This window comes from Janthinobacterium sp. 344, from assembly GCF_900112025.1.
Classification (GTDB): Bacteria; Pseudomonadota; Gammaproteobacteria; order Burkholderiales; family Burkholderiaceae_D; genus Janthinobacterium.
This window is the reverse complement of the sequence record NZ_FOKL01000004.1, coordinates 95,755-122,692: the sequence shown is the minus strand read 5'-3', so window position 1 is coordinate 122,692 and position 26,938 is coordinate 95,755. Positions and strand designations below refer to the sequence as shown.

Below are 26,938 nucleotides of genomic sequence, written 5' to 3'. Positions count from 1 at the left end.
GTCAGACCGCCACGGTTTCGCTGCGCAGCAGGTTGGCCGGCAAGCCGAAGGCGGCCGGGCCACCCACGGCCGTGATGGCCTTGCGCACGAAGCGGTCATCGACCAGGTCGCGCGCGGCGAACTTCGGATCGAGGTTCGCCAGGAAGCGCGTATCGCCTTCGACCTTGGTGCGGCCGATGGCGCGCACCAGTTCTTCCGTGTACGAGGCAAACGGATACGGCTGGAAGTCGATGCGGCGCTGCTGCCAGTTCTTGTGCACGATGAGGCCCTGCTTTTCGTAGCCGGCGTAATCGGTGGTGGCCAGCACCTTGGTCAGCACCTGCAGCGGATGCGGCGTGTAGCGGTGCTCGCCCACGTTCGACAGCAGCTTGGCCGTGTCGACCTGGTTCGAGCGCGTCCACAGCTGCGCCTTGACGATGGCGTTGGTGACCTTTTGCGCCCATTCGGGACGCGTGTTGATGTCGCGCTCGGACAGGAAGGTGACGCAGCACGCATGGTTTTTCCACACGTCGCCCGAGAAGCGCAGGATCTTGCCGATGCCGGCGTTTTCCGCCGCCGCATTGAACGGCTCGGCCACGATGTAGCCGGCGATCGACTTGCTGGCCAGGGCGGAGACCATTTCGGCCGGCGCCAGCACGATCAGGTTCACCTCATTCGGCTTGATGGCCGCGTTGCGCGCGCGCGTGACCGGGCTCAAGCCATTGGCGGACAGGATCTGCTGCAGCAGGATGTTGTGGATCGAGTACCAGAACGGGATGGCGACCGTGCGCCCGCCCAGGTCGGAGACCTTGTTGATCTCGTTGGCCACCGTCAGCGCGGAACCGTTGACGTGGTTCCAGGCGACGACTTTCGCGGGGAACTTGGCGCCATAGCGCACCCACAGGGTGGCCGGCGACAGCAGGTGGATGACGTTGACCTGGCCGGCGACGAACGCTTCGATGATCTGCGCCCAGCTGCGGAACAGGCGCGGCGTCTCGGCCTGCAAGCCTTCCGCCTCGAACAGCTTGCGCGCGTGGGCGACCAGCAGCGGCGTGGCGTCGGTGATGGGCAGGTAGCCGATTTTCACGGGCTGGTCGTCGCCTTTCGGGCCTTGCTGGGCCATGGCGTCGCCGGCGAACAGCAGCGGCGAGGCGACGCTGGCCGTGGCCAGGGCCGACATGCGCAGGAAGTCGCGCCGCGTCAGGCCGCAGTCGCAGTCGGACGAGGCGCAGATGTGCAGGGGTTGCTTATTTTCTGGGAAGGACATGGAAGTGTTCCGATGGGTTATAGGGTGGCGACGGCGGGCGCTTGATCCTGCTTTTGCAGCGCCTGCAGGGCGTCGAGAATGTCCATTTTCAGGGCGATGACGTCGGCGCTGTGGCCGATGCGCGGCTGGTCGATGGCGACGGGCCATTCGCGCACGATGTTGCCCGGCTTGCCGCCCATCAGCAGGATGCGGTCGGCCACCAGGATCGCTTCGTCGATATCGTGCGTGACGAGCAGCACGGCCGTGTGCCAGCGGTGCACCACGTCGACCAGCAGCGACTGCATCTCGGCGCGGGTGATGGCGTCGAGCGCGGAAAACGGTTCGTCGGCGAACAGCAGTTCCGGTTCGCGCGCCAGCGCGCGGGCCAGCGCCACGCGCTGCGCCATGCCGCCCGACAGCGCGGACGGATACAGCTTTTCGCGGCCCTTCAGGCCCACCGCCTCGATGGCTTGCGCCACGCGCGCCTGGTGCGCCGCGCGCGTCAGCTTGGGCTGGTGCTTGAAGTCCAGGCCGAAGCCGGCATTGCCCGTGACGTTCAGCCAGGGCAAAAGGCTGGCCTGCTGGAAGACGAGGGCGCTGCGCGGGTCCGGCTCGCGCATTGGCGCGTCGAGAAATTGAATGGCGCCCGTGGATGGCGGCTGCAAGCCGGCCAGCACGCGCAGCAGGCTCGATTTGCCGCAGCCGCTGCCGCCCAGCAGGCAGACGATTTCGCGCTTGCGCACGCCCAGCGAGACGTGCTGGAACACGGGCGCGCTGCCCGCATAGGAAAAGCTCAGGTCTTGCGCCTGCAAGGCCCAGTCAGCAACGCTCATGCCTGCGCTCCCGCCGCCTTGGCCGCCTGCTGGCTGTCGAACAGCTGCAAGGCTGCCTGCAACTGGGTCAGGCTGGGGGTGACGATGGGGATGAACGACGATTCGCGCCAGCGGCGGGCAAAGCCCTGCTGCTCCGCGTTCAGGTAGGCGCGCCCGCCCATCGCCTGCAGTTCCAGCATCAGCGCCTGCTGCAGAATGTCGGCCAGCTGTATGCGCAGGCGGAACATGGCCGGCGCCTGCGTCTTGAAGCGGCCATCGTGCACGCCGTCCAGCAGGGTCGCCACGGCCGCCTCCAGGGTCGATTGCAGCGCTTCGATGCGTGGCGACAGCTGGTTGCGCGAGCCGGCGGAAATCTGCGCCGCCTGCGCCAGGCTGGCGCGCGCCAGGCCGATCGACAGGCCGCACTGCATGCCGAGGAACGACGGTCGCACCTGCGGCAGCCAGGCCGGCGCGTTGTCGCTGATGATGTCCGCGGCGGCAATGTGCACCTGTGCCAGCTTGACGGAGGCCGTATTGCTGCCGCGCAGGGCGACCAGGTCCAGGTCCTCGCTGCGCTGGACGCCTGGCGCGCCGCTGTCGAAGGCCACGATGACGGGCGCTGCGCCGTCGTTCGGCGCCACGGCGGCGGCCGCGACAAAGCCCGCCTTGCGCAAGTTCGTCACCCACGCCAGGCCGCCGTCGACCAGCAGGCCATCGGCGTGGCGCGCGCCCGTGATTTGCAGCTGCTCGATGCCGGACAAGAATTTCATGGCGTTCGACAGGCCGCTGGCGCCTGCCTGCGTGCCTGCCAGCAGGCCTGGCAGGCGGCGCTCGGCCAGGGCGCGGTTTTCGCTTTGCAGCAGGAATTCGATGAAGCAGCGCTGGCCCCAGAAGACAAAGGCCGCCGTCACGGATTCTTCGGCCACCCTGGCGATGGCGTGGATGGCGTCGCGCACGTCGCCGCCCGCGCCGCCGTGTTCCTGCGGTACGCCGATGCGCAGCAGCTGGTCGCCCGCCAGCGCGGGCAGGACGGTTTCAGCCAGCTGCGACGACTGGTCGAGCTGGTCGGCATGCATGTGCAGCCAGTGATTGAGGTGGCCCATGTCAGACGGCGCCGGGCAGGTAGGGCGTCAGTTGCGCATTGACGGGGGTGCCGGCCAGGCTGTTGGAAAAATTGCACAGGGTGGCCAGGCTGATGCCCAGCACCACTTCCAGCGCCTGCTGTTGGTTGTAGCCGGCGGCCAGAAATGCCTGATAGTCGGTGTCGGCGACGGCGCCACGCGTGGCGATGACGGCCGTGGCGAAGGCGGCGACGGCGTCCAGCCTGGCATCGCCTGTGGGCTGGCCATGCTGCAGGGCGCGCACCGTGTCCGGCGTCTGGCCGGCCTTTTTCAGCGAGATGGCGCTATGGCCGGCGATGCAGAAATCGCAGCCGTGGATGCGCGCGGCCGTGATCTGCACCACTTCGCGTTCCATTAAGGTCAGGCTGGCGCGCGCGTTGATGCCCGAGACAGTCAGGTAGGTTTCCAGGGCCAGCGGCGCGTTGGCCAGCACGCCGATCAGGTTGGGCAGGTAGCCATTGTTGGCGATGGCCTTTTCCACGAAGGGGCGGCTGTCGGCCGGCGCGGTATCGAGAGTATGCAGAGTCAGACGGGACATGGGGTACCTTGCTAAGTTAGTAAGTCACTCATGCATTATATCGGCCATATCGTGCGGGCAACAGACGTGAGCGTCGCCCTTTTGTGCTCGTTCGTCTGCGATTGTGTGATCCTTGACGTCAGCTGGCCAGCTGGCGCAATCGCTGGTCGCGGCGATACGCGCCCGGCTGCTCCCCCGTGACGCGCTTGAAGGCGCGCGTGAAGGCGGCGTGCGAGCGGTAGCCCACCAGTTCGGCGACGCGCTCGACGGAGGTGCCGTCGTGCAGGCGCCGCGCGGCGATCTTCATGCGCAGCAGGAGCAGGAACTGCGCCGGCGAGTGGCCGCTGGCGCTGGCGAAATGCTTGCAGAAGCTGGCGCGCGACATGCAGGCCGCCTTGGCCATGTTCTCGATCGACCAGTCTTCGGCGGGGGCGTCGAGCATGCGTTCGAGCAGCGGCGAAAACGCGGGCTGGTGCAGCAGCGACAGCAGACCGGCCGCCACCTGCTCGCCTTGCGCCACGTGGCGGATCAGATAAAAGAACAGCAGTTCGACCAGGCGCGCGATCAAGGGCGAGGGCTGTTCCGGGTCGCCGCCGGCCTCAAGCAAGATCAGGTCGAACAGCGCCGTGGCGGCGCTGAAGGCGGGCGCGTCGCCGCGTATCAGCAGATAAGGGGGGAAGGAGTCGACGATCAGCGCGGAAAGGGCGCCGCGAAACTGAAAAAAGCCGCACGCCAGCGCCGTCGCCGGGCTGTCCGCGGCAGCCTGCAGTGGCAGCATCGCTTGTGCGCTCACCGCTTGCAGCGGATCGCTGTGGGGGCTGAGGAAGTGCGGCAGGTCGCGCAGCAGGAAAACGCCATCGCGCGGACCGAGGGCGATGGGCGCCGCGCCATCGAGATGCAGGTAGCAATGGCCGTCGAGCACCAGGTGGAAGCTGCCCAGTTCCCGGCCCGCCGTGGAGGCGCGCCAGCGGCCGCAGTACTGGCCCACGTGCAGGACGGCCGTGTCGAGCTGCAAGCTGCCCAGCAGCCAGCGCGCCAGCCGGTCGGTATCAGGATGCATGGAATCGAAGAGGCAAAAGCTGCATCATACGGGCCGCACGCGCCAGGCCCAACGACGGATTTCGACTAAGCATATGCGTGCGAGGCAGTTTACTTCTTGCCGCTGTGCTGCTGGAACGCGGGGCAGCTTACCTGCAGCAGCGAGCGGTCTTCCAGGCACACGGCGGACAGCTGGCCGCCCCAGACGCAGCCGCTATCGAGGCCGATCAGGTCGGGCCGCAATTGCAGCCCCAGTGCCGACCAGTGGCCGAAGACAACGGTATCGCCGGCGCTTTGCCGGCCCGGCACGTCGAACCAGGGCAGCAGGCCGGAACCGGGCGGCGCGCTGCCGCTTTCCTTCATTTTGAAGTCCATCACGCCGTCGGGCGTGCAAAAGCGCAGCCGCGTCATGGCGTTGATGATGCAGCGCAGCCGGTCGGCGCCCTGCAAGTCATCGCGCCAGGCGGCCGGCTCGTTGCCGTACATGGTGCGCAGGAAATCCACCCAGCCGTCGCTGCGCAGCATGGCCGCCACTTCGGCGCCCAGGTCCAGCGCCTGCTGCGCGCTCCATTGCGGCAGCAAGCCCGCATGCACGAGCACATGGCCCTCGTGCCGCAGGATCAGGGGGCGGCAGCGCAGCCAGGCGATCAATTCTTCGCGGTCGGGTGCATCGAGGATGTCAGCGAGGGTATCGGAGGCGTGCTGCGGACGGATGCCATTGGCCACGGCCAGCAAGTGCAGGTCATGATTGCCCAGCACGCTGTCAGCCAGGCCTTGCCGCGCCAGCGCGTAAACATGGCGCAGGGTGGCCAGCGAGGCGGGGCCACGATTGATCAGGTCGCCCGCGAACAGCAGCCGGTATGGGCCCTCGGCCGTGGCCTGGATGCGGTCGATCAAGTCGACGGTTTGTGCATGGCAGCCTTGCAGGTCACCGATAAAGTAGGTTTTCATGGACGGATCTTGTTGTTGCGTAAAGACATGGCGTGTCGCCATGTATACCACGGAGGGGGCACGCAGCGCCAGCCGCCTCCCCATGCGGGACACCGGCCACCTTATTCCGCCGGCTATTGACGATGTATCAAATGGTAAAAGCCGTTAGCAATCGTGGCCAGGCTTGCTACCATCGGCACGCCGTCATGAAGGAAGTGAACACTTTCCGAAATAAATGTTGTTTCGCAGTTATTTTTTCAAGCGGCAGAATTGGCCCGGGTGGCATCTGCCAAATCCATGCCCTTGCCGGCATCGTTGCGCTGCGCACCAGAGGGCGCCAGAAATTGGCATTTATTGGCATTTTGGTACAATGTCAATTCACCGCCGTGGTTTGCAGTTTTCCCGTATTTTTACCTTGTCGATGGCTTTTTTGTGGCAAGCCCGATTTTATTATTGATAATAAAAAAATGTTTTCTTTTATCGTGAGCTTTGTCGCCTCCGCGCTATTGACGCTGTTGATTATAAAACAGGTCAGATTGCATAGCTCCGCGCTGGATTCGGATTTTCATGGCGTGCAAAAAGTTCATTCGCATTCGGTGGCGCGTATTGGCGGCCTGTCTATTTTCCTGGCGGTGGTGCTGGGCGCCTTTGTCTCGATCTGGCGCTTGCCGCCCATGACCTATTGGATGCTGTCGCTGCTGTTGTGTTCGGGCATAGCCTTTATTGGCGGCATCGCGGAGGATTTCACCGGCAAGGTCAGTCCCATGGGCCGCTTGCTGCTGACCATGGCAGGGGCGTTGCTCGCTTATTTTTTGATCGATGCGCGCATCGACCGCGTTGACTGGGTGTTTTCCAGCTGGGCCATCCCCTTTATTTGGCTGAGCCTGCCTATCACGGTACTGGCCGTGGCCGGCATTGCCAATGCCATCAATATTATCGATGGCTTCAATGGCCTGGCCAGCGTGGTATCGATTTGCATGTTGTTGTCGCTCGCGTATGTGGCCCTGCAAGTCAACGATTCCTTCATTCTTGTCGCCGCCCTGCTGGTGGCGGGGGCGATTACCGGCTTCCTGATCTGGAATTATCCCGTCGGCCTGATTTTTCTTGGCGATGGCGGAGCCTATTTTATCGGTTTCATGCTGGGTGAATTGACGCTGCTGCTGGTGATGCGCAATCCGCAGATATCGACCTGGTATGCGATTTTGTTGCTCATTTATCCTGCGTTCGAAACGATTTTTTCCGCCTACCGGCGTGCCTTCATTCAAGGAAAATCGCCGGTTATGCCCGATGGCATCCACTTGCATAGCCTGATTTTCCGCCGCATCGTGCAATGGACGGTGGGCCGCAAGGAAGCGAAGGCATTGATGCGCCGTAATTCCATGACGTCGCCCTATTTATGGCTGTTTTCGCTGACGGCGGTGATTCCCGCGACCTTGTTCTGGCGTCATAGCTGGTTATTGATTTTATGTTCGCTGTTATTCATGACGACCTATGTCTGGTTATATTTCCGCATTATCCGATTCAAGTCTCCACGCTGGATGATTATGAAAAAGAAGAAATGAATTAAATAGTGTATATTCACGGGCTTTAGCAACCCGCATTTACTACCTGGAAGGCGAAGCATGAATGTATCGACAATGACAATGGTTGAACTGCGCAATTTGCAGGAAAAGGTTCAGCAAGAAATCAGCCAGCGCGAGCGCCAGGATTTGAGCAAGGCGCGCGAACAGATCATGGCCATCGCGCAGCAAGCCGGTATCCCCCTGAAACAGCTGATTCTCGATGGCTTGCACCCGCGCACCGGCAAGGTCGCCGTGCGTTTCCGCAATCCGGAGAACGCGGCCGAACAATGGACCGGCCGTGGCCGCCAACCGCTGTGGGTAAAGAACTGGGTGGAATCGGGCAAGTCCATCGATCTGCTGCGCGTATAATTCGGTATACTTTTGGCGCTGTGGCAAGTTTTCCAACGCTGCGCGCGCCGGATCCTACCCTTTTACTTGCAGATAATTGTCGATAACCATGCTCCCACTGTCCAAAACGATCTTCAAAGCCTACGATATCCGCGGCATCATCGCTAAAACCCTCGATGCCGGCGTGGCACGCAAGATTGGACAGGCATTTGGCCAGGCCGCCCTGGCCAAGGGCGAGCAGCGGGTGGTGATCGGCCGCGATGGCCGCCTGTCGGGACCTGAATTGACGGCGGCGCTGGCGCAGGGCCTGCAGGCCGCTGGCGTCGACGTGATCGACCTGGGCGTGGTGGCCACGCCGATGGTGTACTTCGGCACCAACGTGCTCGATACGCGCTCCGGCATCATGGTCACGGGCAGCCACAATCCGCCCGACTACAACGGTTTCAAGATGGTGCTGGCCGGTGAAGCGATTCACGGCGAAGCGATCCAGGCGCTGTACCACAGCATCGTCGCCCACGACGGCAGCGACAGCGACAAGCCGGGCAGCTACGCCACGCACGACATCCGCGCCGCCTACCTGGAGCGCATCCTGGGCGACGTCAAGCTGGCGCGCCCGATCAAGATCGCCGTCGATTGCGGCAATGGCGTGGCCGGCGCATTCGCGGGCGACCTGTTCCGCGGCATGGGCTGCGAAGTGATTGAACTGTTCTGCGAAGTCGATGGCAATTTCCCCAATCACCACCCCGATCCCGCGCATCCGGAAAACCTGCAAGACCTGATCCGCTGCCTGGCCGAGACGGATGCCGAAATCGGCATCGCCTTCGATGGCGACGGCGACCGCCTGGGCGTGGTCACCAAGGATGGCCAGATCATCTACCCTGACCGCCAGATGATGCTGTTCGCCGCCGACGTGCTGACCCGCCATCCGGGCGCGCAGATCCTGTACGACGTGAAATGCACGCGCCACCTGGCGCCGTGGATCAGCAAGCATGGCGGCGTGCCGCTGATGTACAAGACGGGCCACTCGCTGGTGAAAGCCAAGCTGCGCGAGACGGGTGCGCCGCTGGGTGGCGAAATGAGCGGCCATATCTTCTTCAAGGACCGCTGGTACGGCTTCGACGACGGCCTGTATTCGGCCGCGCGCCTGCTGGAAATCCTCACGCGCGAAGCCGATCCATCGGCCTTGCTCAATTCCCTGCCGCAGTCCGACAGCACGCCGGAACTGCATCTGGAACTGAAGGAAGGCGAGAACGTGGCGCTGATGGAGGTACTGCGCCGTGACGCCGTCTTCCCTGGCAATGAGCAGATCATCACCATCGACGGCCTGCGCGTGGAGTATGCGGACGGCTTCGGCCTGGCCCGCTCGTCGAACACCACGCCGGTGATCGTCATGCGCTTCGAAGCGGAAACGCCGGCCGCCCTGGCGCGTATCCAGGGCCAGTTCAAGAGCGTGATCCTGGCCGCCAAGCCAGACGCCGTCCTGCCGTTCTGACAGCATGGCCGGTCAAGCGGGCGCGCAGGCGTCTCTGAAAATCCTGCTGGTGCGGGTGTCGTCGCTGGGCGACGTGCTGCATAACCTGCCGATGGTGGCGGACATCGCCCGCCATTATCCGAACGCCAGCATCGACTGGGTGGTCGAGGAAGGCTACACCAGCCTGGTGCGCCTGAACCCGCGCGTGCATACCATTTTCCCCTTCGCGCTGCGGCGCTGGCGCAAGAGCCTGGGCAGGAAGGAGACGCGCGCTGAAATCGCCGCCTTCTTCCGCAGCCTGCGCCAGACGCGCTACGATTATGTCTTCGATACCCAGGGCTTGCTCAAGACGGGCATCATCATGGGCGCCGCGCGCCTGGCGCCCGGCGGGCAGAAGGTCGGCCTGGCAAACGGCAGCGAAGGCTCGGGCTATGAAGGCATCTCGCGCCTGTTTCACACGAAAAGCATTCCCCTCGACCCGCGCACGCATGCGGTAGCGCGTGGACGACTGGTGGCCGCCGCTGCATTGGGCTACACGGTCGATACGCCGGCCGATTTCGGCTTGCCCGAGGTCTCAGGCAGCGAGCCGCGCCCGGACTGGATGGGCGAGGCGCCGTATTGCGTGTATTTCCACGGCACCGCGCGCGACGCCAAGAAGTGGGCGCCGGAAAACTGGATCGCCCTGGGCCAGGCGCTCGCGCCCATGCCGATTCTGCTGCCCTGGGGCTCGCCCAAGGAAAAGGCGGAAGCCGAAGTGCTGGCGGCCGGCTTGCCGAATGCGCGCGTGCTGCCACAATTGTCGATGAGCGACGCCACCCTGCTGGCGCGCCACGCGGCGCTGGTGGTCGGCGTCGATACGGGGCTGACGCATATCGCCGCCGCCTTCGTGCGGCCGACGGTGGAGATCTACGCCGATTCGCCGCTGTGGAAAACGGAGGGCAACTGGTCGCCGAAAATCATCAACCTGGGCGACAAGGGTGCGCCGCCCGGCGTGCCGGAAGTGCTGGCCGCGGCGCAGCGCCTGCTGGCCGCCTATCCCCCCGCCTGACCTCAACATTCAATAATCATGCGACTTCTTTATACCCTCGCCTGGTGGCTGGCCTTGCCCCTGGTGCTGGCGCGGCTGTGGCTGCGCGGCCGCCAGGAACCTGGCTACCGCCAGCATTGGGCCGAGCGCCTGGGCTGCTACGGCCGCCAGTCCAAGTCCCTGATGCCGACGCTGTGGCTGCACGCCGTCTCCGTCGGCGAGACGCGCGCGGCCGAGCCGCTGATCGATGCGCTGCTGGCGCAATGGCCCGATTGCCGCATCGTCCTCACGCACATGACGCCGACGGGACGCGCCACGGGCAAGGCGCTGTTCGCCAAGCACGGCGCGCGCCTGGTGCAATGCTATCTGCCCTACGACACGGGCGCCATGCCGGCGCGTTTCATCCGCCATTTCGCGCCGCGCATCTGCATCCTGATGGAGACCGAAGTGTGGCCGAACCTGATCCATCAATGCAATCGCTACAAAGTGCCCGTGGTGCTGGCCAATGCGCGCCTGTCGCAGCGTTCGCTGGGCAAGGCGCAGCGCCTGGGCAAGCTGATCGCCGATGCGGCGCGCGGCATCACCCTGGTGGCGGCGCAGACGCAGGACGACGCCGAGCGCGTGCGCCAGCTGGGCGTGCGGGACGTGGTCGTCACGGGCAGCATCAAGTTCGACGTCGTCGTGCCCGAGGCGGCGCTGGCGACGGGCGCCTGGCTGCGCGCTGCGATCGATGCATCGACCCACGCGCGGCCCGTGCTGCTGTGCGCCAGCACGCGCGAAGGCGAAGAACCATTGATCCTGGACGCCTGGCTGCGCGCCAGCCTGGCCGCGAGCTTGCCGCTGAATGCGCTGCTGCTGATCGTGCCGCGCCATCCGCAGCGCTTCGACGAGGTGGAAAAACTGATCGTGGCGCAGGGCCTGGCCGTGCAGCGCAGGTCAGGCCTGGGCCAGGATGGCGTCGTGGCGCCGGGCACGCAAGTGCTGCTGGGAGACTCGATGGGCGAGATGTTTGCGTACTACGCGGCCTGCGATTGCGCCTTTGTCGGCGGCAGCCTGCTGCCGCTGGGCGGACAAAACCTGATCGAACCGGCGGCCTTGGGCAAACCCGTGCTGATCGGCCCGCACACCTTCAATTTTGCGCTGGTGACGCAGCAGGCGATCGCCGCCGGCGGCGCCGCGCTGGTGGCCGATGCCGACGCGCTGATGGCGCAGGCGTCGGCGCTGCTGCAGGATGCCGCGCAGCTGGCGTCGATGGGACAAAAGGCGCTGGCGTTCGCCAACCAGCACCGGGGCGCCACGCCGCGCACCATCGCGGCGATTCAACCTTTATTGTTGGTTTAATTCCGGAGTCAGACCCACGGGTCTGGCCCCGGCTGTGCGCCGCTTGGCGGGCGTACCGTTAAAATAACACCGGCAGCTCCTGCGAGCGTTTTCTGAGCGCCTGCTTGGCGCCGTCGTAATCGGGATAGATCGATTCCACGGTGGCCCAGAAGCGGGGGCTGTGGTTCATTTCCAGCAGGTGCGACAATTCATGCGCCACCACGTAGTCGACCAGCGGCAGGGCGAAGTGGATCAGGCGCCAGTTCAGACGGATCTTGCGCTCGATGGTGCAGCTGCCCCAACGCGTGCCGGCCGACGACAGCGACAGCGAATCGTAGCGCACGCCCAGCTTGTCCGCATACAGGTCCAGCCGCGTCTCGAACAGCTGGCGCGCCTCGTGCTGGAACCAGGTTTTCACTTTTTCCTTCAACTGCTGTTCCGTGCCCGCCGGCGTAACCCAGACGTGCAGTTCATTCGTCTCGCGCTGGAAGCTGGCGCGGTGGCGCGGCGCCTGGTGCAGCCGCAAGGTGATCTCGCCACCCAGATACGGCAGCGTCGCGCCGTCGACCCAGGCCACGGGGGGACGTTGCTGGCGCTGTACCTTGCGCTCGCCCCGTTCCAGCAGCTTCGAGAGGATCCAGCCTTGTTTGGCGCGGATGGCGTTGTCGATTTCGGCCAGGGTGACGCGCTTGGGCGCAGTCACGCGCAAGCCGTTGTCGTCGATCATGAAGCCGATCGAGCGGCGCGTGGAGCGGCGCAGGGCGAATTCGACGAGGTGGGCGCCCAGCTGCAGCTGGCGCAGCGGCGGGCCATCGGCGGTGCGTGGCGGGGAAGGCAGGGGAGGCGGGGCGGGACGAACGATGGGCGGCGCGGGCGCCACTACCGGTGGCGCCACGGGCGGCGCTGGCGGTGCCGCGGGGCGCACCGCCGGGGGCGTGCTGGTCGAGACGTCATGCGCGAACAAATCCAGTTGCTGGTCGCCGACCTTGATGGTCTTCATCTGCTGGCGCAGGGTCGGCTCCTGGATGACCGCGCTGATGCCGTCTAGCCAGCGTTGTAGGCGTGAGGCGAAATGACGCGCATTTCTGATTCTATCCAATTTTCCACCTGTTGCATCATGCTGTCAGGGGTGTGCCCTTCCGGCGAAATCGGTTTGCCGATCGAGACGGTGATCAGTCCCGGGCGTTTGAGGAATGACTGCTTGGGCCAGCACTCGCCTGAATTATGCGCAATCGGCACCACCACGGCGCCCGTGGCGATGGCCAGGCGCGTGCCGCCGCTCTTGTACTTGCCCGTCTGGCCCACGGGAATGCGCGTGCCTTCCGGGAACATGATAATCCATTGGCCGTCGGCCAGGCGGCGCTTGCCATGCGCCACCACGCTCTTGAAGGCGTGCTTGCCCTGCTTGCGGTCGATCGGGATCATGCGCAGCAGCGCCATGGCCCAGCCGAAGAACGGGATATACAGGATCTCCTTCTTGAACACATACACGAGCGGACGGGGCAAGCTTGGCAGCAGGAAGATGGTTTCCCATGCCGACTGGTGCTTCGACAGCACGATGGCCGGCGCATCCGGGAAGTTCTCGGCGCCCTTGACTTCATAGCGGATGCCGCAAATGACCTTGGCACACCACAGGATAAACACGTTCCAGCGCGAGGTGACCCAATAGCGCTTGTTGTAGCTCAATGGCGCGGCAAAAAAGCACACGCAGGCCCAGACGATGGTGGCCACGATCATGATGACCATGAACAGCAGGGATCGCAGGAACAGGGAAATATTACGCAATGCGGTTCTCCGAAGATTAAATACTCAATGCCACTGTGGGCGCCGGTACTGCGGGCGCCTTGAGCAGGTGGCTGACCACGGCGGCCAGGTCGGGGAAGACCTGGGTGCCGGGCGGCAGGCCACCCGTCTCGTTGGTTTTTTCGCCCTTGCCCGTCAAGACCAGGTAGGGCACGCAGCCGCTGATGAAGCCTGCCTGCAGGTCGCGCAGCGAATCGCCGACGGTCGGCACGCCTTTCAGGCTGATGTTGTAGCGCTGCGAGATTTCATGGAACATGCCCGGTTTCGGCTTGCGGCAGTCGCAATTGTCCGCGCCCGCGTGCGGGCAAAAGAAGATGGCATCGATATCGGCGCCCACTTGCTGCGCCAGCGTGTGCATCTTCTGGTGGATCGCGTTCAACACCGTCATGTCGAAGTATTCGCGCGCGATGCCCGACTGGTTCGAGGCGATGACGACGCGATAGCCAGCCTGGTTCAGGCGGGCGATCGCTTCGAGCGAACCGGGGATCGGCAGCCATTCGGCCGGCGACTTGATGAAGTCCGGCGAGTCATGATTAATGACGCCGTCGCGGTCGAGAATAATCAGTTTCAGCGCCGGAGTCCCCATTATGCCGCCAGCTTGGAAATGTCGGCCACGCGGTTCATCATGCCGTGCAGGGACGACAGCAAGGCCAGGCGGTTGTTGCGCAGGGCGACATCCTCGGCCATCACCATCACGTCGTTGAAGAAGCCATCGACGTCGTCGCGCAGCTGCGCCAGGGTTTGCAGGGTGCCGGTGAAGTCGCCCTTGGCGAAGGCCGCGTCGACTTCCGGCTGCACGCGCGAGACGGCGGCGGCGAGTTTTTTCTCCGCCTCGTCCTGCAGCAGCGCCACGTTGACGCCGCCGGCGGCGACCTGGCTCACGGCTTCCTCGTTCTTTTTCAGGATGTTCGTGATGCGCTTGTTGGCCGCTGCCAGCGAGGCGCTTTCCGGCAGGGCGGCAAACGCCTGCACGGCTTCCAGGCGCTGCACGATGTCGTCCAGGCGGTCGGGATTTTGCGCCACGACGGCTTCGATTTCATTCGGCGAGAAACCGCGCTCGCGCAGGATGCCGCGCAGGCGGTCGAGCATGAAGGTGGTCACATCCGCGACCGGGTCCTTGAAGCCGGGCACCGACGCGAACTGCGCGGCGGCGTCCGCCAGCAAGCCCTGGATCGACAGGGGCAGGCGCTTTTCCAGCAGCATGCGCAGCACGCCCAGGGCGTGGCGCCGCAGCGCGAACGGATCCTTGTCACCCGTTGGCGCCAGGCCGATGGCCCAGATGCCGACCAGGGTTTCGAGCTTGTCGGCCAGGGCCACGGCGGTGCCGGTGGCGGTCGACGGCAGGGCGTCGCCGGCAAAGCGCGGCTGGTAATGTTCGGAGGCGGCCAGCGCCACTTCTTCCGCTTCGCCGTCATGGCGCGCGTAATACGTGCCCATGATGCCTTGCAGTTCAGGGAATTCACCCACCATGTCGGTCAGCAGATCGGCCTTGGCCAGCAGGGCGCCGCGTTCGGCCAGGGCGACGTCATATTGCAGCTTGGCGGCGATGGCGCCGGCCAGCGACTTGACGCGCTCTGTGCGCGCCGCTTGCGTGCCCAGCTTGTTGTGATAGACGACGTTGGCCAGCAGCGGCAGGCGCGATGCCAGCGTCTTCTTCTTGTCTTGCTCGAAGAAGAACTTGGCGTCGGACAGGCGCGGGCGCACGACGCGCTCGTTGCCGCCGATGATGTGCTCGGGCGTGTCCGTCTCGATGTTCGAGACGATCAGGAAGCGCGAGCGCAGCTTGCCTTCGCTGTCGGTCAGGGCGAAGTATTTCTGGTTCGTCTGCATGGTGAGGATCAGGCATTCCTGCGGCACGGCCAGGAATTCCTCCTCGAAGTGGCATTCATACACGACCGGCCATTCGACCAGGGCCGTCACTTCGTCGAGCAGCGCTTCGGGCATCAGCACCTGGTCGGCCCCGGCCTTGTCCAGCAGCTGGGCGCGGATGCGCTCCTTGCGTTCCTCGTTGCTGGCGATGACGCTGGCGTTGAGGATCAGCGACGGCGCATAGTTTTCCGCGTGCGCGATGGTGATCGGTTCGCCGTCGGTGAGGAAGCGGTGGCCCAGGGTGGTGCGGCCGGCGCTCAAGCCCAGCAGGGTCAGGGGCAGGATATTGATGCCGTGCAGGGCGATCAGGCTGTGGGCCGGGCGCACGAATTGCACGGTGGTGCCGTCCGGGCGCTGGTAGCTCATCAGCTTTGGAATCGGCAGCTTGGCGCACGACTCGGTCAAGGCCGCTTGCGCGCCCGTTTCCAGTTTGCTGCCCGGCGCCGTATACGTGTAGAAGAAGCTGTCGGCCTTGCCGTCGGCGGCGCGTTCCAGGTCCGCCACCGTCAGCTCGGGGAAGCCCAGCGCGGCCAGTTTCTTGGCCAGCGGCGGCGTGCCGTTGCCGTTCGCGTCCAGCGCCACGGAGACGGGCAGGACTTTTTCGCGGATCGATTTGTCGGGCGAGACTTCGCGCACGTTGGTGATGGAGACGGCCAGGCGGCGCGGCGAGGCGTAGCTGGTGGCGACGCTGTCGGCTTCCAGGAAGTCGCGCGCTTTCAGGCCGTTGACGATGCCGGCCGTGAAGGCGGCGCCCAGTTTGGCCAGCGCTTTCGGCGGCAGTTCTTCGGTCAGCAGTTCGATGAGCAGTGTTTGGTTCATGGTGTTCTTGTCTGGTACGGCGGTGTATGAGCTAGGCGATCAGGCGGCGGTGTGGTCTGCGGCGGGCAGCATCGGGAAACCGAGGCGCTCGCGCGAGTCGTAATACGCTTGCGCCACCAGGCGCGACAGGGTGCGCACGCGGCCGATGTAGGCGGCGCGTTCCGTCACCGAGATGGCGCCGCGCGCATCGAGCATGTTGAAGCTGTGCGAGGCCTTCATGATTTTCTCGTAGGCGGGCAGGGTCAGCTGCAGTTCGATCAGGCGCTTGGCTTCCGCCTCGTAGTTGCCGAACTGTTCGAACAGCAGGTCCGTATTCGCGTGTTCGAAGTTGTAGGTCGATTGCTCCACCTCGTTCTGGTGGAAGACGTCGCCGTAGGTCAGTTTTTTTGTGACGCCATTCTCTTCCCACTCGGTCCACACCAGGTCATACACGTTTTCCACGCCTTGCAGATACATGGCCAGGCGTTCGATGCCGTAGGTGATCTCGCCCAGCACGGGCTTGCAATCGAGGCCGCCCACTTGCTGGAAGTAGGTAAATTGCGTCACTTCCATGCCGTTCAGCCAGACTTCCCAGCCCAGGCCCCAGGCGCCCAGGGTCGGGCTTTCCCAGTCGTCCTCGACGAAGCGCACGTCGTTCTGCTTCAGGTCCAGTCCCAGCGCGGCCAGCGAACCCAGATACAGGTCGAGGATGTTTTCCGGCGCCGGCTTCAACACCACCTGGTACTGGTAGTAGTGCTGCATGCGGTTCGGGTTTTCGCCATAGCGGCCATCCTTCGGGCGGCGCGACGGCTGCACATACGCGGCGCGCCAAGGCTCCGGGCCGATCGCGCGCAGGAAGGTGCCGGTGTGGAAGGTGCCGGCGCCGACTTCCATGTCGTAAGGCTGGAGCAGGGCGCAACCTTGCTTGTCCCAATAGGTTTGCAAGGTCAGGATAATTTGTTGAAATGTGAGCATCGTATGAGTTCGCCGCGCGGACAGGCTGCGCTTTGTTAAGGTTTGCTTGAAGCCCGGGCGCCGCTCGTCGAGCGCGCCCGGACCGGGGTTTTGCTAATTTTAGCGGTTTTTACGGGCCCACTGTGACTCTTCGGGCAATATCGGCCGCTTATTGCTGCGCGGCGCGGCCACGGCGGGCGGCGCGCGACAGCAGGAAGGCCGTCAGCAGGGCCAGCGCGGCCAGGGCCAGGACCAGTTTGTTGCCGTACAGAATGTATGGCGTCATGCCGCCCATGCCCTGCACCTTGGCCGCCAGCGTGGCTTGCTGTTCCGGCGGCAGCAGGCTTTGCACCACGCCCTTGCCGTCGATGACGGCCGTGGCGCCCGTGTTCGTCGAACGCAGCATGGGGCGGCCCGTTTCCAGGCTGCGCATCTGCGAGATCTGCAGATGCTGGGGGATGGCGATCGAGTCGCCAAACCAGGCCAGGTTCGAGATATTCAGCAGCACCGAGGCCGACTGTTTGCCATGGCGGTGGGCGCTGGCCAGCTGGCCGGCGATTTCCTCGCCAAACAGGTCTTCGTAGCAGATATTCGGCAGCACCAGCTGGTCGCGCACCTGCAGCGGCGCCTGCACCGCGGCGCCACGGCCCATGTCGCCCAGCGGGATGGCCATCATGGCGACAAACCAGTGCAGGCCGGGCGGCACGAATTCGCCGAACGGCACCAGGTGCTGCTTGCGGTACTGGTAGTAGGGGCCCGCCGTGGCGTTGGGCGCAATTCCCAGCGCCGCATTGTAGAAGCGCTGCTGTTCGTCGAGCACGGGCATGCCGACGAGGATGGTGCTGCCCGTCTGCTGCGCATACGCCGCCAGGCTATCCAGATAGCCGGGCGGCAGCTGGTGCGGCAGCACGGTGACGGCCGTTTCCGGCGTGGCGATCAGGTCGGCCGGGGCGCTGGTGATGGCGTTCTGGTACATCTGCAGGGCGCCGAGCACGAAGCCGGGGTCGAATTTCTGCTGCTGCGGCACGTTCCCCTGCAACAGGCGCACGGTGATGGGGCGCCCGACCGGGTGCGTCCAGGCCACGTACTGCAAGCCGATGCCGGCCGCGTACAGCGCGATCACGCCGCCCAGCGCGAACCAGCGCGTGCGGTGCAGGGGGTGGACTAGCAGCAGCAGGGCGCCGGCCGACAGCGCCGCCAGCCAGCCCAGGCCATACGCGCCGACGATGGGCGCGAAGCCGGCCAGCGGGCTGGCATTGTGGGCATAGCCCGTGGCCAGCCACGGGAAACCCGTAAACAGCCAGCCGCGCGTCCATTCGAACAGGGTCCACAGGGAAGGCAGGACCAGCAGCGTCATGGCCGGCAGCGACAGCACCCAGCGCTGGCGCAGCCAGGCGGCCAGGCCCATGGCCAGGGCCACGTAAATGGCCATCAACAGGGCCAGCAGGGCCACGGCGATGGCGGCGATCGGCGCGGCCATGTCGCCATAGCGGTGCATGGAAATGTACAGCCAGTGCGTGCCGGCCGCGCACCAGCCAAAGCCATAGGCCCAGCCGATCAGCGCGCCGCCCTTGACGCTGGAGGAACGCAGCACCTGGTAGAACAGCACGCCCAGGCTGAGGATTTGCAGGGGCCAGTAGCCGAAAGGGGCGAACGCCAGCACCGCGACGGCGCCGGCGATGGCGGCAGTCAGCATGCGCGCCCACGTGCTGCGGGGCGGTTTGGCGGGGGCGTTGGGGTCGGCGCGTCTGAAACGCATTTACAGCACGCGCATGTCAGAGTTCCAGTTCCGGCACGTTGGGCAGGCGCTCGACGAGCAGCACGTGCACCTGGCGCGCATCGGCGCGCAGCACCTCGAAGCGCAGATTGCCCAGGTCGAAGATATCGCCCTTGTGCGCCATGCGGCCCAGGTACTTCGAGACCAGGCCGCCGATGGTGTCGACGTCGTCGTCCACCAGGTGGCTGCCCACTTCCTCGTTGAACTGTTCGATCTCGGTCAGCGCCTTGACGCGCCAGCGGGGGCCGAACTGGCCTTCCTTGAGCGAGAGGATATTGTCCTCGGCTTCATCGAAGTCGTATTCGTCCTCGATATCGCCGACGATCTGTTCCAGCACGTCTTCGATGGTGATCAGGCCGGCGACGCCGCTGTATTCATCGACGACGATGGCCATGTGATTGTGGTTGGCGCGGAAATCGCGCAGCAGCACATTCAGGCGTTTCGATTCGGGGATGAAGATGGCGGGGCGCAGCATGTCGCGCACGTCGAAAGTTTCTTCAGCGTAATAACGCAGCAAGTCTTTCGCCAGCAGGATGCCGATAACCTTGTCGCGCTCGCCTTCGATCGCGGGGAAACGCGAGTGGGCGGTGGACAGGACTTCCGGCATCCACTCCTCGATCGGCTTGCTGATGTCGATGACATCCATCTGCGAACGGGGGATCATGATGTCGCGCGCGCAGAGATCCGATACCTGGAACACGCCTTCGATCATCGACAGGGCGTCGGCGTCGATCAGCTTGCGTTCATGCGCATCGTGTAGAACATCGAGCAATTCTGCACGGTTCTCTGGCTCGGGGGAAATGAGTGCGGTCAGGCGTTCAAACAGTGACCGGTGGGGCTTGACGTCAGTTCTGACGCCACTAGGGTGCTCGGGCATAGGAGGCGTGAGCCGTTGTTGCGAAGGGTTATAGGATACACCAAAAGTGGGGCCGCACCGGATTTCCCCGCTTTTGATGCAAATTTAATACGCTGAAGTGGTCCGTTGCCCGACGTTTCAGGCTTCCTTGCCCAGCACGCGCTGGCGCAAATCGGCCACGTCCGCCTGCCAGTCGGTGAAATGCTCGCTGTCCTGCCACAACTGGCGCAGTTCCGACGTTTCCGCCACGATCTTGTCGAACGCCAGGCGCGCCTTGTCCAGCAGCGGCGGCGTGACTTTCTTCTTGCAGGCGGCGACCCATTCGTCCACCTCGGCGGTGGCCGGGTCGTCCTCGCCCGGCCTGCCCAGGAGGCGGGCGATCACTTCCAGCGCGGCCAGCGCCTCGGCGGCGAATGGCGCTTCGAGTTCCGCTTGCGTGCTGTCGATGACGTTGTCGAGCGTCGTCTCGACCAGTTCCAGTGTTTTATAGTCGTGCAAATCCTGCGCCCAATCCATGGCGTAGTCGTTGCCGAAGGCATCTAGCGCCCAGGTTCCCATGCGCTTACTCCTTGTACGGGTCGGTGATGCCGAGCTTGGCCAGGATTTCCGTTTCCAGGCCCTCCATCTCGGCCGCTTCCTCGTCCTCCATGTGGTCGTAGCCCTGCGCATGCAGCACGCCGTGGACGATCAAATGGGCCGTGTGCTCTTCCACGCTCTTCTTTTGCTCGGCCGCTTCCTTTTCCAGCACGTCCGTGCACAGGATGATGTCGGCGCGCGTGGGCTCGTCGTCACCGAGCTCTTCGCCTTCGTTGTAGGCGAACGTCAGCACGTTGGTGGCGTAGTCCTTTTCGCGGTAGTCGCGGTTCAAGGTACGGCCCTCTTCCGCGTCGACGAAGCGGATGGTGAATTCGGCGGGGGCGAACAGGGCCGCCTTGACCCAGCGGCGCACTTTCGGGCGCGTGATCAGGGTTGCCAGGCGGGCGTCCGGGTATTGCACGGACAGCGAGAGTTTATTTTTTTCGGACATGTTTGGCGGCTGCTGGTTTGATCAGGGGGAGGAGCTGGGCGGCGTCGGCATTGGCCGCCTGCGCCGTTTCATAGGCGTCGACGATGCGCGCGACGAGCGGGTGGCGCACCACGTCGGTGCTGTTAAATTGCGTGAAGCCGATGCCACGCACGTCTTTCAGCACGTGCACGGCGTCGATCAGGCCACTGGTCTGGCTCTTGTGCAGGTCGACCTGCGTGACGTCGCCCGTCACCACGGCCTTGCTGCCAAAGCCGATGCGCGTCAAGAACATCTTCATCTGTTCGACGGTGGTGTTCTGCGCCTCGTCGAGGATGACGAAGGCGTGGTTCAGGGTGCGTCCGCGCATGTAGGCCAGCGGGGCGATCTCGATCACCTGTTTTTCAAACAGCTTCTGCGTGCGGTCAAAGCCGAGCAGATCGTACAGCGCGTCGTACAGGGGACGCAGATACGGGTCGACCTTTTGCGCCAGGTCGCCCGGCAAAAAGCCCAGGCGCTCGCCCGCTTCGACGGCGGGGCGCGTGAGGATGATGCGCTTGACGGCATCGCGTTCGAGCGCGTCGACGGCGCAGGCGACGGCGAGATACGTCTTGCCCGTGCCGGCCGGTCCCACGCCGAAGCTGATGTCGTGTTCGAGGATGTCGCGCAGGTAGGCGATCTGGTGCGGCGTGCGGCCGCGCAGGTCGGCGCGCCGGGTCTTCAGCACGGGGCTGGCGATGTCCGGTTCGACGAAGGTGCTGGCGGGCGCGTTGGCGTGGTGTTCCGAGGCGGCGGACAGGCCGGCGCGCTGCTCCACCAGGGCCAGCTGCACTTCTTCCAGCGGCACGACCTTGTTGGCGATGGCGTAGAACTGCTCGAGGATTTCCACGGCGCGTTCGGCGTTGCTGCCGCCGACGATGAATTTCTCGCCGCGGCGGAAAATCGTCACGTCGAGGGCGGCGGAAATCTGGCGCAGGTTTTCATCGAGCGGGCCGCACAGATGCGCCAGGCGCGTGTTGTCGAGCGGCTCGGGAATGAAGTAATGCGGCTGTATCGGGGCTTTGGTTTTCAACTGGCTCTTTTCAATGCGGGGGCGCTGGCGACCAATTCGCCGCGCAGGGTGTAGGAATGGCTTTCGGTGATGCGCACGTCGACCAGCTGGCCGACCAGCAGCAAGCCGTCCGGGCCGGCGTCGAAATTGACCACGCGGTTGTTCTCGGTACGGCCTTGCAGCTCGCTGTCATCCGTGTCCTTCTTCGAGCGGCCTTCGACGAGGATGGTTTGCACCGTGCCCACCATGGCCAGGCTGTACTTGCGCGTATTGGCGTCGATGGCCGCCTGCAGCTGCTGCAATCTAGCCAGCTTGACCTCGTGCGGCGTGTCGTCTTCCAGGCTGGCGGCCGGCGTGCCGGGGCGCTTGCTGAAGATGAAGCTGTAGCTGTTGTCGAAGCCAACATCAAGAATCAGCTTCATCATGGCGTCGAAGTCGGCCTGCGTCTCGCCGGGGAAGCCGACGATGAAGTCCGAGGAAATCGCCATGTTCGGGCGCACGGCGCGGATGCGGCGGATGATGGACTTGTATTCCAGGCCCGTGTAGCCGCGCTTCATGGCGCCGAGGATCTTGTCGGAACCGTGCTGCGCCGGCAGGTACAGGTGGTCGACCAGCTGCGGGATTTTCGCATAGGCGTCGATCAGGCGCTGCGTGAATTCCTTCGGATGGCTGGTGACGAAGCGCATGCGTTCGATGCCGGGAATATCGGCCACGTATTCGAGCAGCAGGGCGAAGTCGGCAATGTCGCCGCCTTCCATCGCGCCCCGGTAGGCATTCACGTTCTGCCCCAGCAGGGTGATTTCCTTGACGCCCTGGGCGGCCAGGCCCGCCACTTCCGTCAGCACGTCCTCGAAGCGGCGCGAGACTTCCTCGCCGCGCGTGTAGGGCACCACGCAATAGCTGCAGTATTTGCTGCAGCCTTCCATGATGGAGACGAACGCCGAGGCGCCGTCCACCTTGGCCGGCGGCATGTGGTCGAACTTTTCGATTTCCGGGAAGCTGATGTCCACTTGCGCGTCGCCGCTGGCGCGCCGCAGCTCGATCATCTGCGGCAGGCGGTGCAGGGTTTGCGGACCGAAGACCATGTCGACATACGGCGCGCGCTTGACGATGGCGTCGCCTTCCTGCGAGGCCACGCAGCCGCCCACGCCGATCAAGAGGTGCGGCTTGGCCAGTTTCAGTTCGCGCAGGCGGCCCAGGTCGGAAAACACTTTTTCCTGCGCCTTTTCGCGCACGGAGCAGGTATTGAGCAGGATGACGTCGGCGTCTTCCGGCGTATCGGTGCGCACCAGGCCATCGGAGGCGCCCAGCACGTCGGCCATCTTGTCCGAGTCGTACTCGTTCATCTGGCAGCCGAAGGTTTTAATGAATACTTTTTTCTGCATGGGGTCTGGCGCTTATCGGTAAATGGGGCGGCAAATAAGATGGCTGGGCAGGCTGCTGCGGCGCAGGGGCCGCTCAGGGTGGGGCTCGGTGGATGAGCTGCCGGGCATCCCTGGCTGCCCGGTGGCAGGCGCGCTGCAAGTTCAGGCCATAGTTTAGCGTAAATCGCCGGGACGGGCCATGCCGTGCTTACCTTGCAGACAAGGTTTCAGCATCCCTCCGCCGTCGCCGAAGATGATGCCGAAAAGCATTTATTGCCTTACCGCACCATTGATTTGTAACAAGTTGCTGCAAAGCCTTGTGTGCGCCCGCTGGCATCCTAATGTGTTGAAATGGCATCGTTGCCAAGCCAACCAGCACCTTGATTGATATTTAACAATCGGGGAGGTTGCGCCAGGCGCGGATGCTGCCTGTTTGGACTAGTATATTGCCTTATATGCAATTCATTTCACCGGATTGCACGTGCTTTTACTCACGCGGCAAGCTGCGCACGTTGGCTGGACGTGGCTGTGCGGGTCTTGTGCAGGCGGCGATAGGAGGAGGGGAGGCTGACGGTTTTTGAAATACTTTTAAACACTCTAAGCCAGCCTTAAGTTCGTATCGGCATTATTTTCAATATTCACTAGACGAGGAAAAATCATGGCACATCATGCATTAGCATCGCAAGAGAGTTACAACCCTAACCACCTGCTCGACATTCTGCTGAGTAAGATGCAGCTGAAAAACGATGCAGCCCTGTCGCGCCTGCTCGAAGTGGCGCCACCCGTGATCAGCAAGATCCGCCACCACCGCCTGCCGGTCGGCGCCTCCCTGCTGATCCGCATGCACGAAGTCACGGGCATGAGCATCCGCGACCTGCGCGACCTGATGGGCGACCGTCGCACCAAGTATCGTTTGTCCGACGCCCAGGGCCGTCCAAAAGCGGAAGACCGCGGCGATGCGCAAGAATCGAATTACGCGCACTGATGTGGTGGTCGCGCGCTGACTGTGCCGCTTGCGTAGCTGCTGGCGGTAACAGGCTGGCGTCGACCGGGCAGGACGGAAACAAGGCAGTACCCATAACGGCTTTCGCTTCACCGCGAGAGCCGTTTGCGTTTACCTGGATTGACTGCGCCGGCTAGCCCAGCAGCGCCGTGGTGATTTCGTCGTAGCGCAGTTCCGTTTCGCGGAACAGCTGCAGATACGTTTCCTCGCCCAGGCCCAGCGCATCCCACGCCACCGGCGAGACGCGCGGCACCATGTCGTCGCCCGCCTGCGCCAGGTCGAGCGCGCAGACGATGGCATTGGCCACGTGGACCAGCGCGGCCAGGAAACCTGCGCCCGGCGTTTCCGGCTGCAGATAGTTGCCCAGCGCCAGTCGTGTCGTATCGGAGAAATTCCAGTGCTCGGCCAGCGCCACGCCCGCCTGCACGTGGTCCACGCCCAGTACCGCCTGCTCGGCCTCGAGCAGGCTGCAATCGTGCGCCGCCTGGTGCGCGATGACTTGCGCGTATTGCGCGGGAAAACTGCTGACCAGCACCAGGCGCCCGATGTTGTGCAGCAAACCGGCCGTGAAGGCGTAATCCTGGTTGAAGCGGATCTGCCGCGCCAGTACCTTGGCGCAGGCGGCCGTCGCCACGGAATGGCGCCAGAAGGCCTTGTCATCGAACCCGGCGCAGCGCCCTTCCGGAAAGGCCCCCGTGATGGCGGCCGAGGTGATCAGGCTGCGCGTGGTCTGGAAGCCCAGATAAGTAATCGCCTGCTGGATGGTGGTGGCTTTCACTTGCAGGCCGTATTGCGACGAGTTCGCCAAGCGCAGGGTCTTTGCCGTCAAGGCCTGGTCATACGAGACTTTTTTCGCCAGCACGGAAATATCCACGTCTTCCTGGTCGATGCTGTTCAAGAGTTCCATCACCACGGCCGGCAGCGAAGGCAGGTCGTCGAGGTGGGCGACGATATCGTCGAGTGTCAGCAGGGCGCTCATGGCGCTTCTCCCGTGCCCAGGCGGTAAGTCGTGACATAGCTGCGCAGCAAGGTCGTGGCAGCCTCGTCAGGATTCTCCGGGTCGTGCTTGCGGAACAGGTAAGCGAGCCGTTCGCGGTGGGCGGCCTGCTGCGCGGCGACTTCTTCCGGCGACGGCGGCGGCGCCTGGATCGGCAGCATGTCGATGCCGTGACGCGGCATCAGGGCCAGCATGTTTTCCGTCAGTACCGCGCCTTGCGGCAACAGCACTTGTCCATGCGCATCGAGCAAGACATCCGACAGGACCATGCCGGGACGAACTTGTTCCAGGGGTAGATGTTGATGCGTGACCGCCATGACGACTCCTTTGATGATTGCGGGATATTACCATTGCCATGACGCAATGTCTCAACCTGGATCAATGCCCCTGTTGCCAGCAGGGCTGCTGTAAATCTTGCCAATAAGCATGTCATACCGTACATTTGCTCCAGGCGGTGTTTTTGCTGACGCACATGCGCCCGCGCCGCGGGCCGGCGGCAAGCCTGGCAAGGGGAGCGTTGATTGATGGTGAGTATCCAAGTCCGGCTGACCTTGCTTTTTGTCGTCATCGTGACGCTGGTGCTGGGCATTTCCGGCAGTTACACCCAATATACCCTGAGCAAGGAACTCGAGTCAGGCAGCGCGCGCCTGCGCAGCGGCGTGCTGACGCGCTTGCAGACCAGCTTGCCTTCCGCCCTGTGGGACCTGGACAAATCCAAGGTCGACAGCATCGTCGCCGCGGAAATGTTGCCGCCGGAACTGGTCGGCATCCGCGTCTACGACGCGTCGGTGGGCCTGTTCGCCGGCGAAGTGCGCGACGCCACGGGCGCCCTGGTGCCGCTGACCACGGACGTGGCCATCGGCGGCACGCCCGTCGAGGCGCCGCTGGTGTTCCGCGATGCCGTGGCGGCCGCCACCGGCGGCAAACCCGTGATCGTGGGCAAGGTCATCGTCAATTTCAGCCGCGAGCAGATCGATGCGGCCCTGCGCAGCGAGGTGCGGCGCAAGGTGGTGGAAGTGTTGCTACTTGACATCATTCTCGTGGGCGCGCTGGCCTTGAGCCTGCGCATCGTCTTCGGTCCCTTGAAGCAGTTGCGCGACGGCTTGTTCGACCTGGCCACGCGCGGCAGCGATGACGTCGAGGAGCTGCCGGAAAACCGGCGCGACGAACTGGGCGACGTGATCCGCGGCTTCAATGCCGTGCAGCGCAAGCTCAAGTCCATCATCGAAGGCAGCCGCGAGGCCGAGGAGATGGCGCGCCGCTCGCAGCAGGAGACGGCGCAGGCGATGGACGAGCTGCGCCGCGCGCAGGAATCGTTGCTGCAGTCGGAACGGCTCGCTTCGCTGGGCAGCCTGGTGGCCGGCGTGGCGCATGAAATCAATACCCCCGTGGGCATCGCGCTGACCAGCGCCTCGGTGCTGAAGGAAGCCACCGACAGCATCAGCGCGGCGGTGGCGGGCGGCGGCGTCAAAAAGACCGATATCGTGCGCTACCTGGAGACGGCCGGCGAAAGCGCGCGCCTGATCATGAACAATGCCTACCGCGCCGCGCATCTGATCCACAGCTTCAAGCAGATCGCCGTCGACCAGGTCAGCGAGGCGCGCCGTTTGTTCGAATTGCGCGACTATATCGGCGAGGTGATCTCGAGCCTGCAGCCGACCCTGAAAAAGACGCGCATCGCCATCGACATCGATTGCCCGCCCGGCATCATGCTCGACAGTTATCCGGGCGCGCTGGCGCAAGTGCTGACCAACCTGGTGCTGAACTGCGTCGAGCACGCGTTCGATGCCGATACGGCCGGCATCATCCATATCGGCGTGCGCAGCGAGCAGGACTGGATCGAGATGCAGGTGCGCGACAACGGCCGCGGCATCGCGCCGGACATGCTCGACCGCGTATTTGATCCGTTTGTCACCACGCGGCGCGGGCAGGGCGGCACGGGACTGGGCTTGAATATCGTGTTCAACTTGATTGCCAAGCAGTTTGGCGGCACCATCACGGTCAGCAGCACGCTGGGACAGGGCGCAACATTCCTGCTGCGCTTGCCCAAGGTGACGCCGTTGCCGGAAAGCAGCAGCTAGGCGAGGAGAAA

At 64.2% G+C, this 26,938-nt stretch carries 26 protein-coding genes; 7 read left to right on the top strand and 19 right to left on the bottom strand.

Features of this window, described 5'->3' with window-relative positions:
- Position 1: 1 nt before the first annotated feature.
- From BM193_RS12890 to BM193_RS12865, 6 genes are all read right to left on the bottom strand, one after another.
- A complete protein-coding gene (locus BM193_RS12890) occupies positions 2-1,246 on the bottom strand; it encodes an ABC transporter substrate-binding protein (protein WP_092796322.1) in 1,245 nt (414 codons plus the stop codon).
- 17 nt (positions 1,247-1,263) lie between these two features.
- Complete coding sequence (locus BM193_RS12885) at positions 1,264-2,058, bottom strand: ABC transporter ATP-binding protein (RefSeq protein ID WP_092796320.1); 795 nt, start codon at positions 2,056-2,058, stop codon at positions 1,264-1,266.
- Positions 2,055-3,140: an acyl-CoA dehydrogenase family protein gene (locus tag BM193_RS12880; protein WP_092796318.1), complete on the bottom strand. Its 1,086-nt coding sequence runs from the start codon at positions 3,138-3,140 to the stop codon at positions 2,055-2,057. The genes BM193_RS12885 and BM193_RS12880 overlap by 4 nt, the downstream gene beginning before the upstream one ends.
- A 1-nt stretch (position 3,141) precedes the next feature.
- Positions 3,142-3,696 carry a carboxymuconolactone decarboxylase family protein gene (locus BM193_RS12875; protein ID WP_092796316.1) on the bottom strand — a complete coding sequence of 185 codons (555 nt, stop codon included), beginning with the start codon at positions 3,694-3,696 and terminating at the stop codon, positions 3,142-3,144.
- Between the two features lie 118 nt (positions 3,697-3,814).
- Positions 3,815-4,735, bottom strand: a complete 921-nt coding sequence (locus tag BM193_RS12870; RefSeq protein WP_092796314.1) for an AraC family transcriptional regulator — start codon at positions 4,733-4,735, stop codon at positions 3,815-3,817.
- Between the two features lie 89 nt (positions 4,736-4,824).
- Complete coding sequence (locus tag BM193_RS12865) at positions 4,825-5,664, bottom strand: symmetrical bis(5'-nucleosyl)-tetraphosphatase (RefSeq protein WP_092797132.1); 840 nt, start codon at positions 5,662-5,664, stop codon at positions 4,825-4,827.
- 446 nt (positions 5,665-6,110) lie between these two features.
- Here BM193_RS12865 and BM193_RS12860 point away from each other — a divergent pair, with 446 nt between their 5' ends.
- The 5 genes from BM193_RS12860 to waaA all read left to right on the top strand — a co-directional run bounded on the left by BM193_RS12860 (position 6,111) and on the right by waaA (position 11,392).
- Complete coding sequence (locus BM193_RS12860) at positions 6,111-7,205, top strand: MraY family glycosyltransferase (RefSeq protein WP_092796312.1); 1,095 nt, start codon at positions 6,111-6,113, stop codon at positions 7,203-7,205.
- A gap of 60 nt (positions 7,206-7,265) precedes the next feature.
- Positions 7,266-7,574: an H-NS histone family protein gene (locus BM193_RS12855; RefSeq protein ID WP_092796310.1), complete on the top strand. Its 309-nt coding sequence runs from the start codon at positions 7,266-7,268 to the stop codon at positions 7,572-7,574.
- An 88-nt stretch (positions 7,575-7,662) separates the two neighbouring features.
- Entirely contained in the window at positions 7,663-9,045 is a 1,383-nt protein-coding gene (locus tag BM193_RS12850) for a phosphomannomutase/phosphoglucomutase (RefSeq protein ID WP_092796308.1), read from the top strand.
- Positions 9,046-9,049: 4 nt separating this feature from the next.
- Complete coding sequence (gene waaC / locus BM193_RS12845; RefSeq protein WP_092796306.1) at positions 9,050-10,072, top strand: lipopolysaccharide heptosyltransferase I; 1,023 nt, start codon at positions 9,050-9,052, stop codon at positions 10,070-10,072.
- 18 nt (positions 10,073-10,090) lie between these two features.
- Complete coding sequence (waaA, locus tag BM193_RS12840) at positions 10,091-11,392, top strand: lipid IV(A) 3-deoxy-D-manno-octulosonic acid transferase (RefSeq protein WP_092796304.1); 1,302 nt, start codon at positions 10,091-10,093, stop codon at positions 11,390-11,392.
- A gap of 58 nt (positions 11,393-11,450) precedes the next feature.
- On the opposite strand, the gene BM193_RS12835 is transcribed toward waaA, so the two are convergent.
- From BM193_RS12835 to miaB, 11 genes are all read right to left on the bottom strand, one after another.
- Positions 11,451-12,371 (bottom strand): M48 family metallopeptidase, encoded by a 921-nt coding sequence (locus BM193_RS12835; protein WP_092796302.1) that lies wholly within the window; start codon positions 12,369-12,371, stop codon positions 11,451-11,453.
- Between the two features lie 44 nt (positions 12,372-12,415).
- A complete protein-coding gene (locus BM193_RS12830) occupies positions 12,416-13,156 on the bottom strand; it encodes a lysophospholipid acyltransferase family protein (RefSeq protein ID WP_092796300.1) in 741 nt (246 codons plus the stop codon).
- Between the two features lie 16 nt (positions 13,157-13,172).
- Positions 13,173-13,760, bottom strand: a complete 588-nt coding sequence (gene gmhB / locus BM193_RS12825; RefSeq protein ID WP_092796298.1) for a D-glycero-beta-D-manno-heptose 1,7-bisphosphate 7-phosphatase — start codon at positions 13,758-13,760, stop codon at positions 13,173-13,175.
- Positions 13,760-15,862 carry a glycine--tRNA ligase subunit beta gene (gene glyS / locus BM193_RS12820; protein ID WP_092796296.1) on the bottom strand — a complete coding sequence of 701 codons (2,103 nt, stop codon included), beginning with the start codon at positions 15,860-15,862 and terminating at the stop codon, positions 13,760-13,762. The genes gmhB and glyS overlap by 1 nt, the downstream gene beginning before the upstream one ends.
- Positions 15,863-15,901: 39 nt before the next feature.
- Positions 15,902-16,816, bottom strand: a complete 915-nt coding sequence (glyQ, locus tag BM193_RS12815) for a glycine--tRNA ligase subunit alpha (RefSeq protein ID WP_092796294.1) — start codon at positions 16,814-16,816, stop codon at positions 15,902-15,904.
- Between the two features lie 148 nt (positions 16,817-16,964).
- A complete protein-coding gene (gene lnt, locus BM193_RS12810; RefSeq protein ID WP_092797130.1) occupies positions 16,965-18,491 on the bottom strand; it encodes an apolipoprotein N-acyltransferase in 1,527 nt (508 codons plus the stop codon).
- A gap of 79 nt (positions 18,492-18,570) precedes the next feature.
- Positions 18,571-19,449, bottom strand: coding sequence for an HlyC/CorC family transporter (locus tag BM193_RS12805; protein WP_071075558.1), 879 nt, complete (start codon positions 19,447-19,449; stop codon positions 18,571-18,573).
- A gap of 117 nt (positions 19,450-19,566) precedes the next feature.
- Positions 19,567-19,986, bottom strand: a complete 420-nt coding sequence (locus tag BM193_RS12800) for a DUF4259 domain-containing protein (protein ID WP_092796292.1) — start codon at positions 19,984-19,986, stop codon at positions 19,567-19,569.
- 4 nt (positions 19,987-19,990) lie between these two features.
- Positions 19,991-20,455: an rRNA maturation RNase YbeY gene (gene ybeY / locus BM193_RS12795; RefSeq protein WP_092796290.1), complete on the bottom strand. Its 465-nt coding sequence runs from the start codon at positions 20,453-20,455 to the stop codon at positions 19,991-19,993.
- Entirely contained in the window at positions 20,439-21,503 is a 1,065-nt protein-coding gene (locus tag BM193_RS12790) for a PhoH family protein (RefSeq protein ID WP_092796288.1), read from the bottom strand. The genes ybeY and BM193_RS12790 overlap by 17 nt, the downstream gene beginning before the upstream one ends.
- Positions 21,500-22,867 (bottom strand): tRNA (N6-isopentenyl adenosine(37)-C2)-methylthiotransferase MiaB, encoded by a 1,368-nt coding sequence (miaB, locus tag BM193_RS12785; RefSeq protein ID WP_092796286.1) that lies wholly within the window; start codon positions 22,865-22,867, stop codon positions 21,500-21,502. The genes BM193_RS12790 and miaB overlap by 4 nt, the downstream gene beginning before the upstream one ends.
- Before the next feature lie 637 nt (positions 22,868-23,504).
- Here miaB and BM193_RS12780 point away from each other — a divergent pair.
- Positions 23,505-23,831, top strand: coding sequence for a hypothetical protein (locus BM193_RS12780; protein ID WP_034746769.1), 327 nt, complete (start codon positions 23,505-23,507; stop codon positions 23,829-23,831).
- 151 nt (positions 23,832-23,982) lie between these two features.
- Here the strand turns inward: BM193_RS12780 and BM193_RS12775 are convergent, their stop codons facing one another.
- Both BM193_RS12775 and BM193_RS12770 read right to left on the bottom strand, forming a co-directional pair.
- Positions 23,983-24,828: an HDOD domain-containing protein gene (locus BM193_RS12775; protein WP_092796284.1), complete on the bottom strand. Its 846-nt coding sequence runs from the start codon at positions 24,826-24,828 to the stop codon at positions 23,983-23,985.
- Complete coding sequence (locus tag BM193_RS12770; protein WP_254786101.1) at positions 24,825-25,163, bottom strand: hypothetical protein; 339 nt, start codon at positions 25,161-25,163, stop codon at positions 24,825-24,827. The genes BM193_RS12775 and BM193_RS12770 overlap by 4 nt, the downstream gene beginning before the upstream one ends.
- A gap of 207 nt (positions 25,164-25,370) precedes the next feature.
- Between BM193_RS12770 and BM193_RS12765 the strand changes: the two genes are divergently transcribed.
- Positions 25,371-26,927, top strand: a complete 1,557-nt coding sequence (locus tag BM193_RS12765) for a sensor histidine kinase (RefSeq protein WP_092796280.1) — start codon at positions 25,371-25,373, stop codon at positions 26,925-26,927.
- Positions 26,928-26,938 lie beyond the last annotated feature (11 nt).

Excerpts from the sequence above, each read along its gene's own strand:
- BM193_RS12890 (WP_092796322.1), bottom strand. The coding sequence starts at position 1,246 with ATGTCCTTCCCAGAAAATAAGCAACCCCTGCACATCTGCGCCTCGTCC.
- BM193_RS12885 (WP_092796320.1), bottom strand. The coding sequence starts at position 2,058 with ATGAGCGTTGCTGACTGGGCCTTGCAGGCGCAAGACCTGAGCTTTTCC.
- BM193_RS12880 (WP_092796318.1), bottom strand. The coding sequence starts at position 3,140 with ATGGGCCACCTCAATCACTGGCTGCACATGCATGCCGACCAGCTCGAC.
- BM193_RS12875 (WP_092796316.1), bottom strand. The coding sequence starts at position 3,696 with ATGTCCCGTCTGACTCTGCATACTCTCGATACCGCGCCGGCCGACAGC.
- BM193_RS12870 (WP_092796314.1), bottom strand. The coding sequence starts at position 4,735 with ATGCATCCTGATACCGACCGGCTGGCGCGCTGGCTGCTGGGCAGCTTG.
- BM193_RS12865 (WP_092797132.1), bottom strand. The coding sequence starts at position 5,664 with ATGAAAACCTACTTTATCGGTGACCTGCAAGGCTGCCATGCACAAACC.
- BM193_RS12860 (WP_092796312.1), top strand. The coding sequence starts at position 6,111 with ATGTTTTCTTTTATCGTGAGCTTTGTCGCCTCCGCGCTATTGACGCTG.
- BM193_RS12855 (WP_092796310.1), top strand. The coding sequence starts at position 7,266 with ATGAATGTATCGACAATGACAATGGTTGAACTGCGCAATTTGCAGGAA.
- BM193_RS12850 (WP_092796308.1), top strand. The coding sequence starts at position 7,663 with ATGCTCCCACTGTCCAAAACGATCTTCAAAGCCTACGATATCCGCGGC.
- waaC (WP_092796306.1), top strand. The coding sequence starts at position 9,050 with ATGGCCGGTCAAGCGGGCGCGCAGGCGTCTCTGAAAATCCTGCTGGTG.
- waaA (WP_092796304.1), top strand. The coding sequence starts at position 10,091 with ATGCGACTTCTTTATACCCTCGCCTGGTGGCTGGCCTTGCCCCTGGTG.
- BM193_RS12835 (WP_092796302.1), bottom strand. The coding sequence starts at position 12,371 with ATGAAGACCATCAAGGTCGGCGACCAGCAACTGGATTTGTTCGCGCAT.
- gmhB (WP_092796298.1), bottom strand. The coding sequence starts at position 13,760 with ATGGGGACTCCGGCGCTGAAACTGATTATTCTCGACCGCGACGGCGTC.
- glyS (WP_092796296.1), bottom strand. The coding sequence starts at position 15,862 with ATGAACCAAACACTGCTCATCGAACTGCTGACCGAAGAACTGCCGCCG.
- glyQ (WP_092796294.1), bottom strand. The coding sequence starts at position 16,816 with ATGCTCACATTTCAACAAATTATCCTGACCTTGCAAACCTATTGGGAC.
- lnt (WP_092797130.1), bottom strand. The coding sequence starts at position 18,491 with ATGCTGACTGCCGCCATCGCCGGCGCCGTCGCGGTGCTGGCGTTCGCC.
- BM193_RS12805 (WP_071075558.1), bottom strand. The coding sequence starts at position 19,449 with ATGCCCGAGCACCCTAGTGGCGTCAGAACTGACGTCAAGCCCCACCGG.
- BM193_RS12800 (WP_092796292.1), bottom strand. The coding sequence starts at position 19,986 with ATGGGAACCTGGGCGCTAGATGCCTTCGGCAACGACTACGCCATGGAT.
- ybeY (WP_092796290.1), bottom strand. The coding sequence starts at position 20,455 with ATGTCCGAAAAAAATAAACTCTCGCTGTCCGTGCAATACCCGGACGCC.
- miaB (WP_092796286.1), bottom strand. The coding sequence starts at position 22,867 with ATGCAGAAAAAAGTATTCATTAAAACCTTCGGCTGCCAGATGAACGAG.
- BM193_RS12780 (WP_034746769.1), top strand. The coding sequence starts at position 23,505 with ATGGCACATCATGCATTAGCATCGCAAGAGAGTTACAACCCTAACCAC.
- BM193_RS12775 (WP_092796284.1), bottom strand. The coding sequence starts at position 24,828 with ATGAGCGCCCTGCTGACACTCGACGATATCGTCGCCCACCTCGACGAC.
- BM193_RS12770 (WP_254786101.1), bottom strand. The coding sequence starts at position 25,163 with ATGGCGGTCACGCATCAACATCTACCCCTGGAACAAGTTCGTCCCGGC.
- BM193_RS12765 (WP_092796280.1), top strand. The coding sequence starts at position 25,371 with ATGGTGAGTATCCAAGTCCGGCTGACCTTGCTTTTTGTCGTCATCGTG.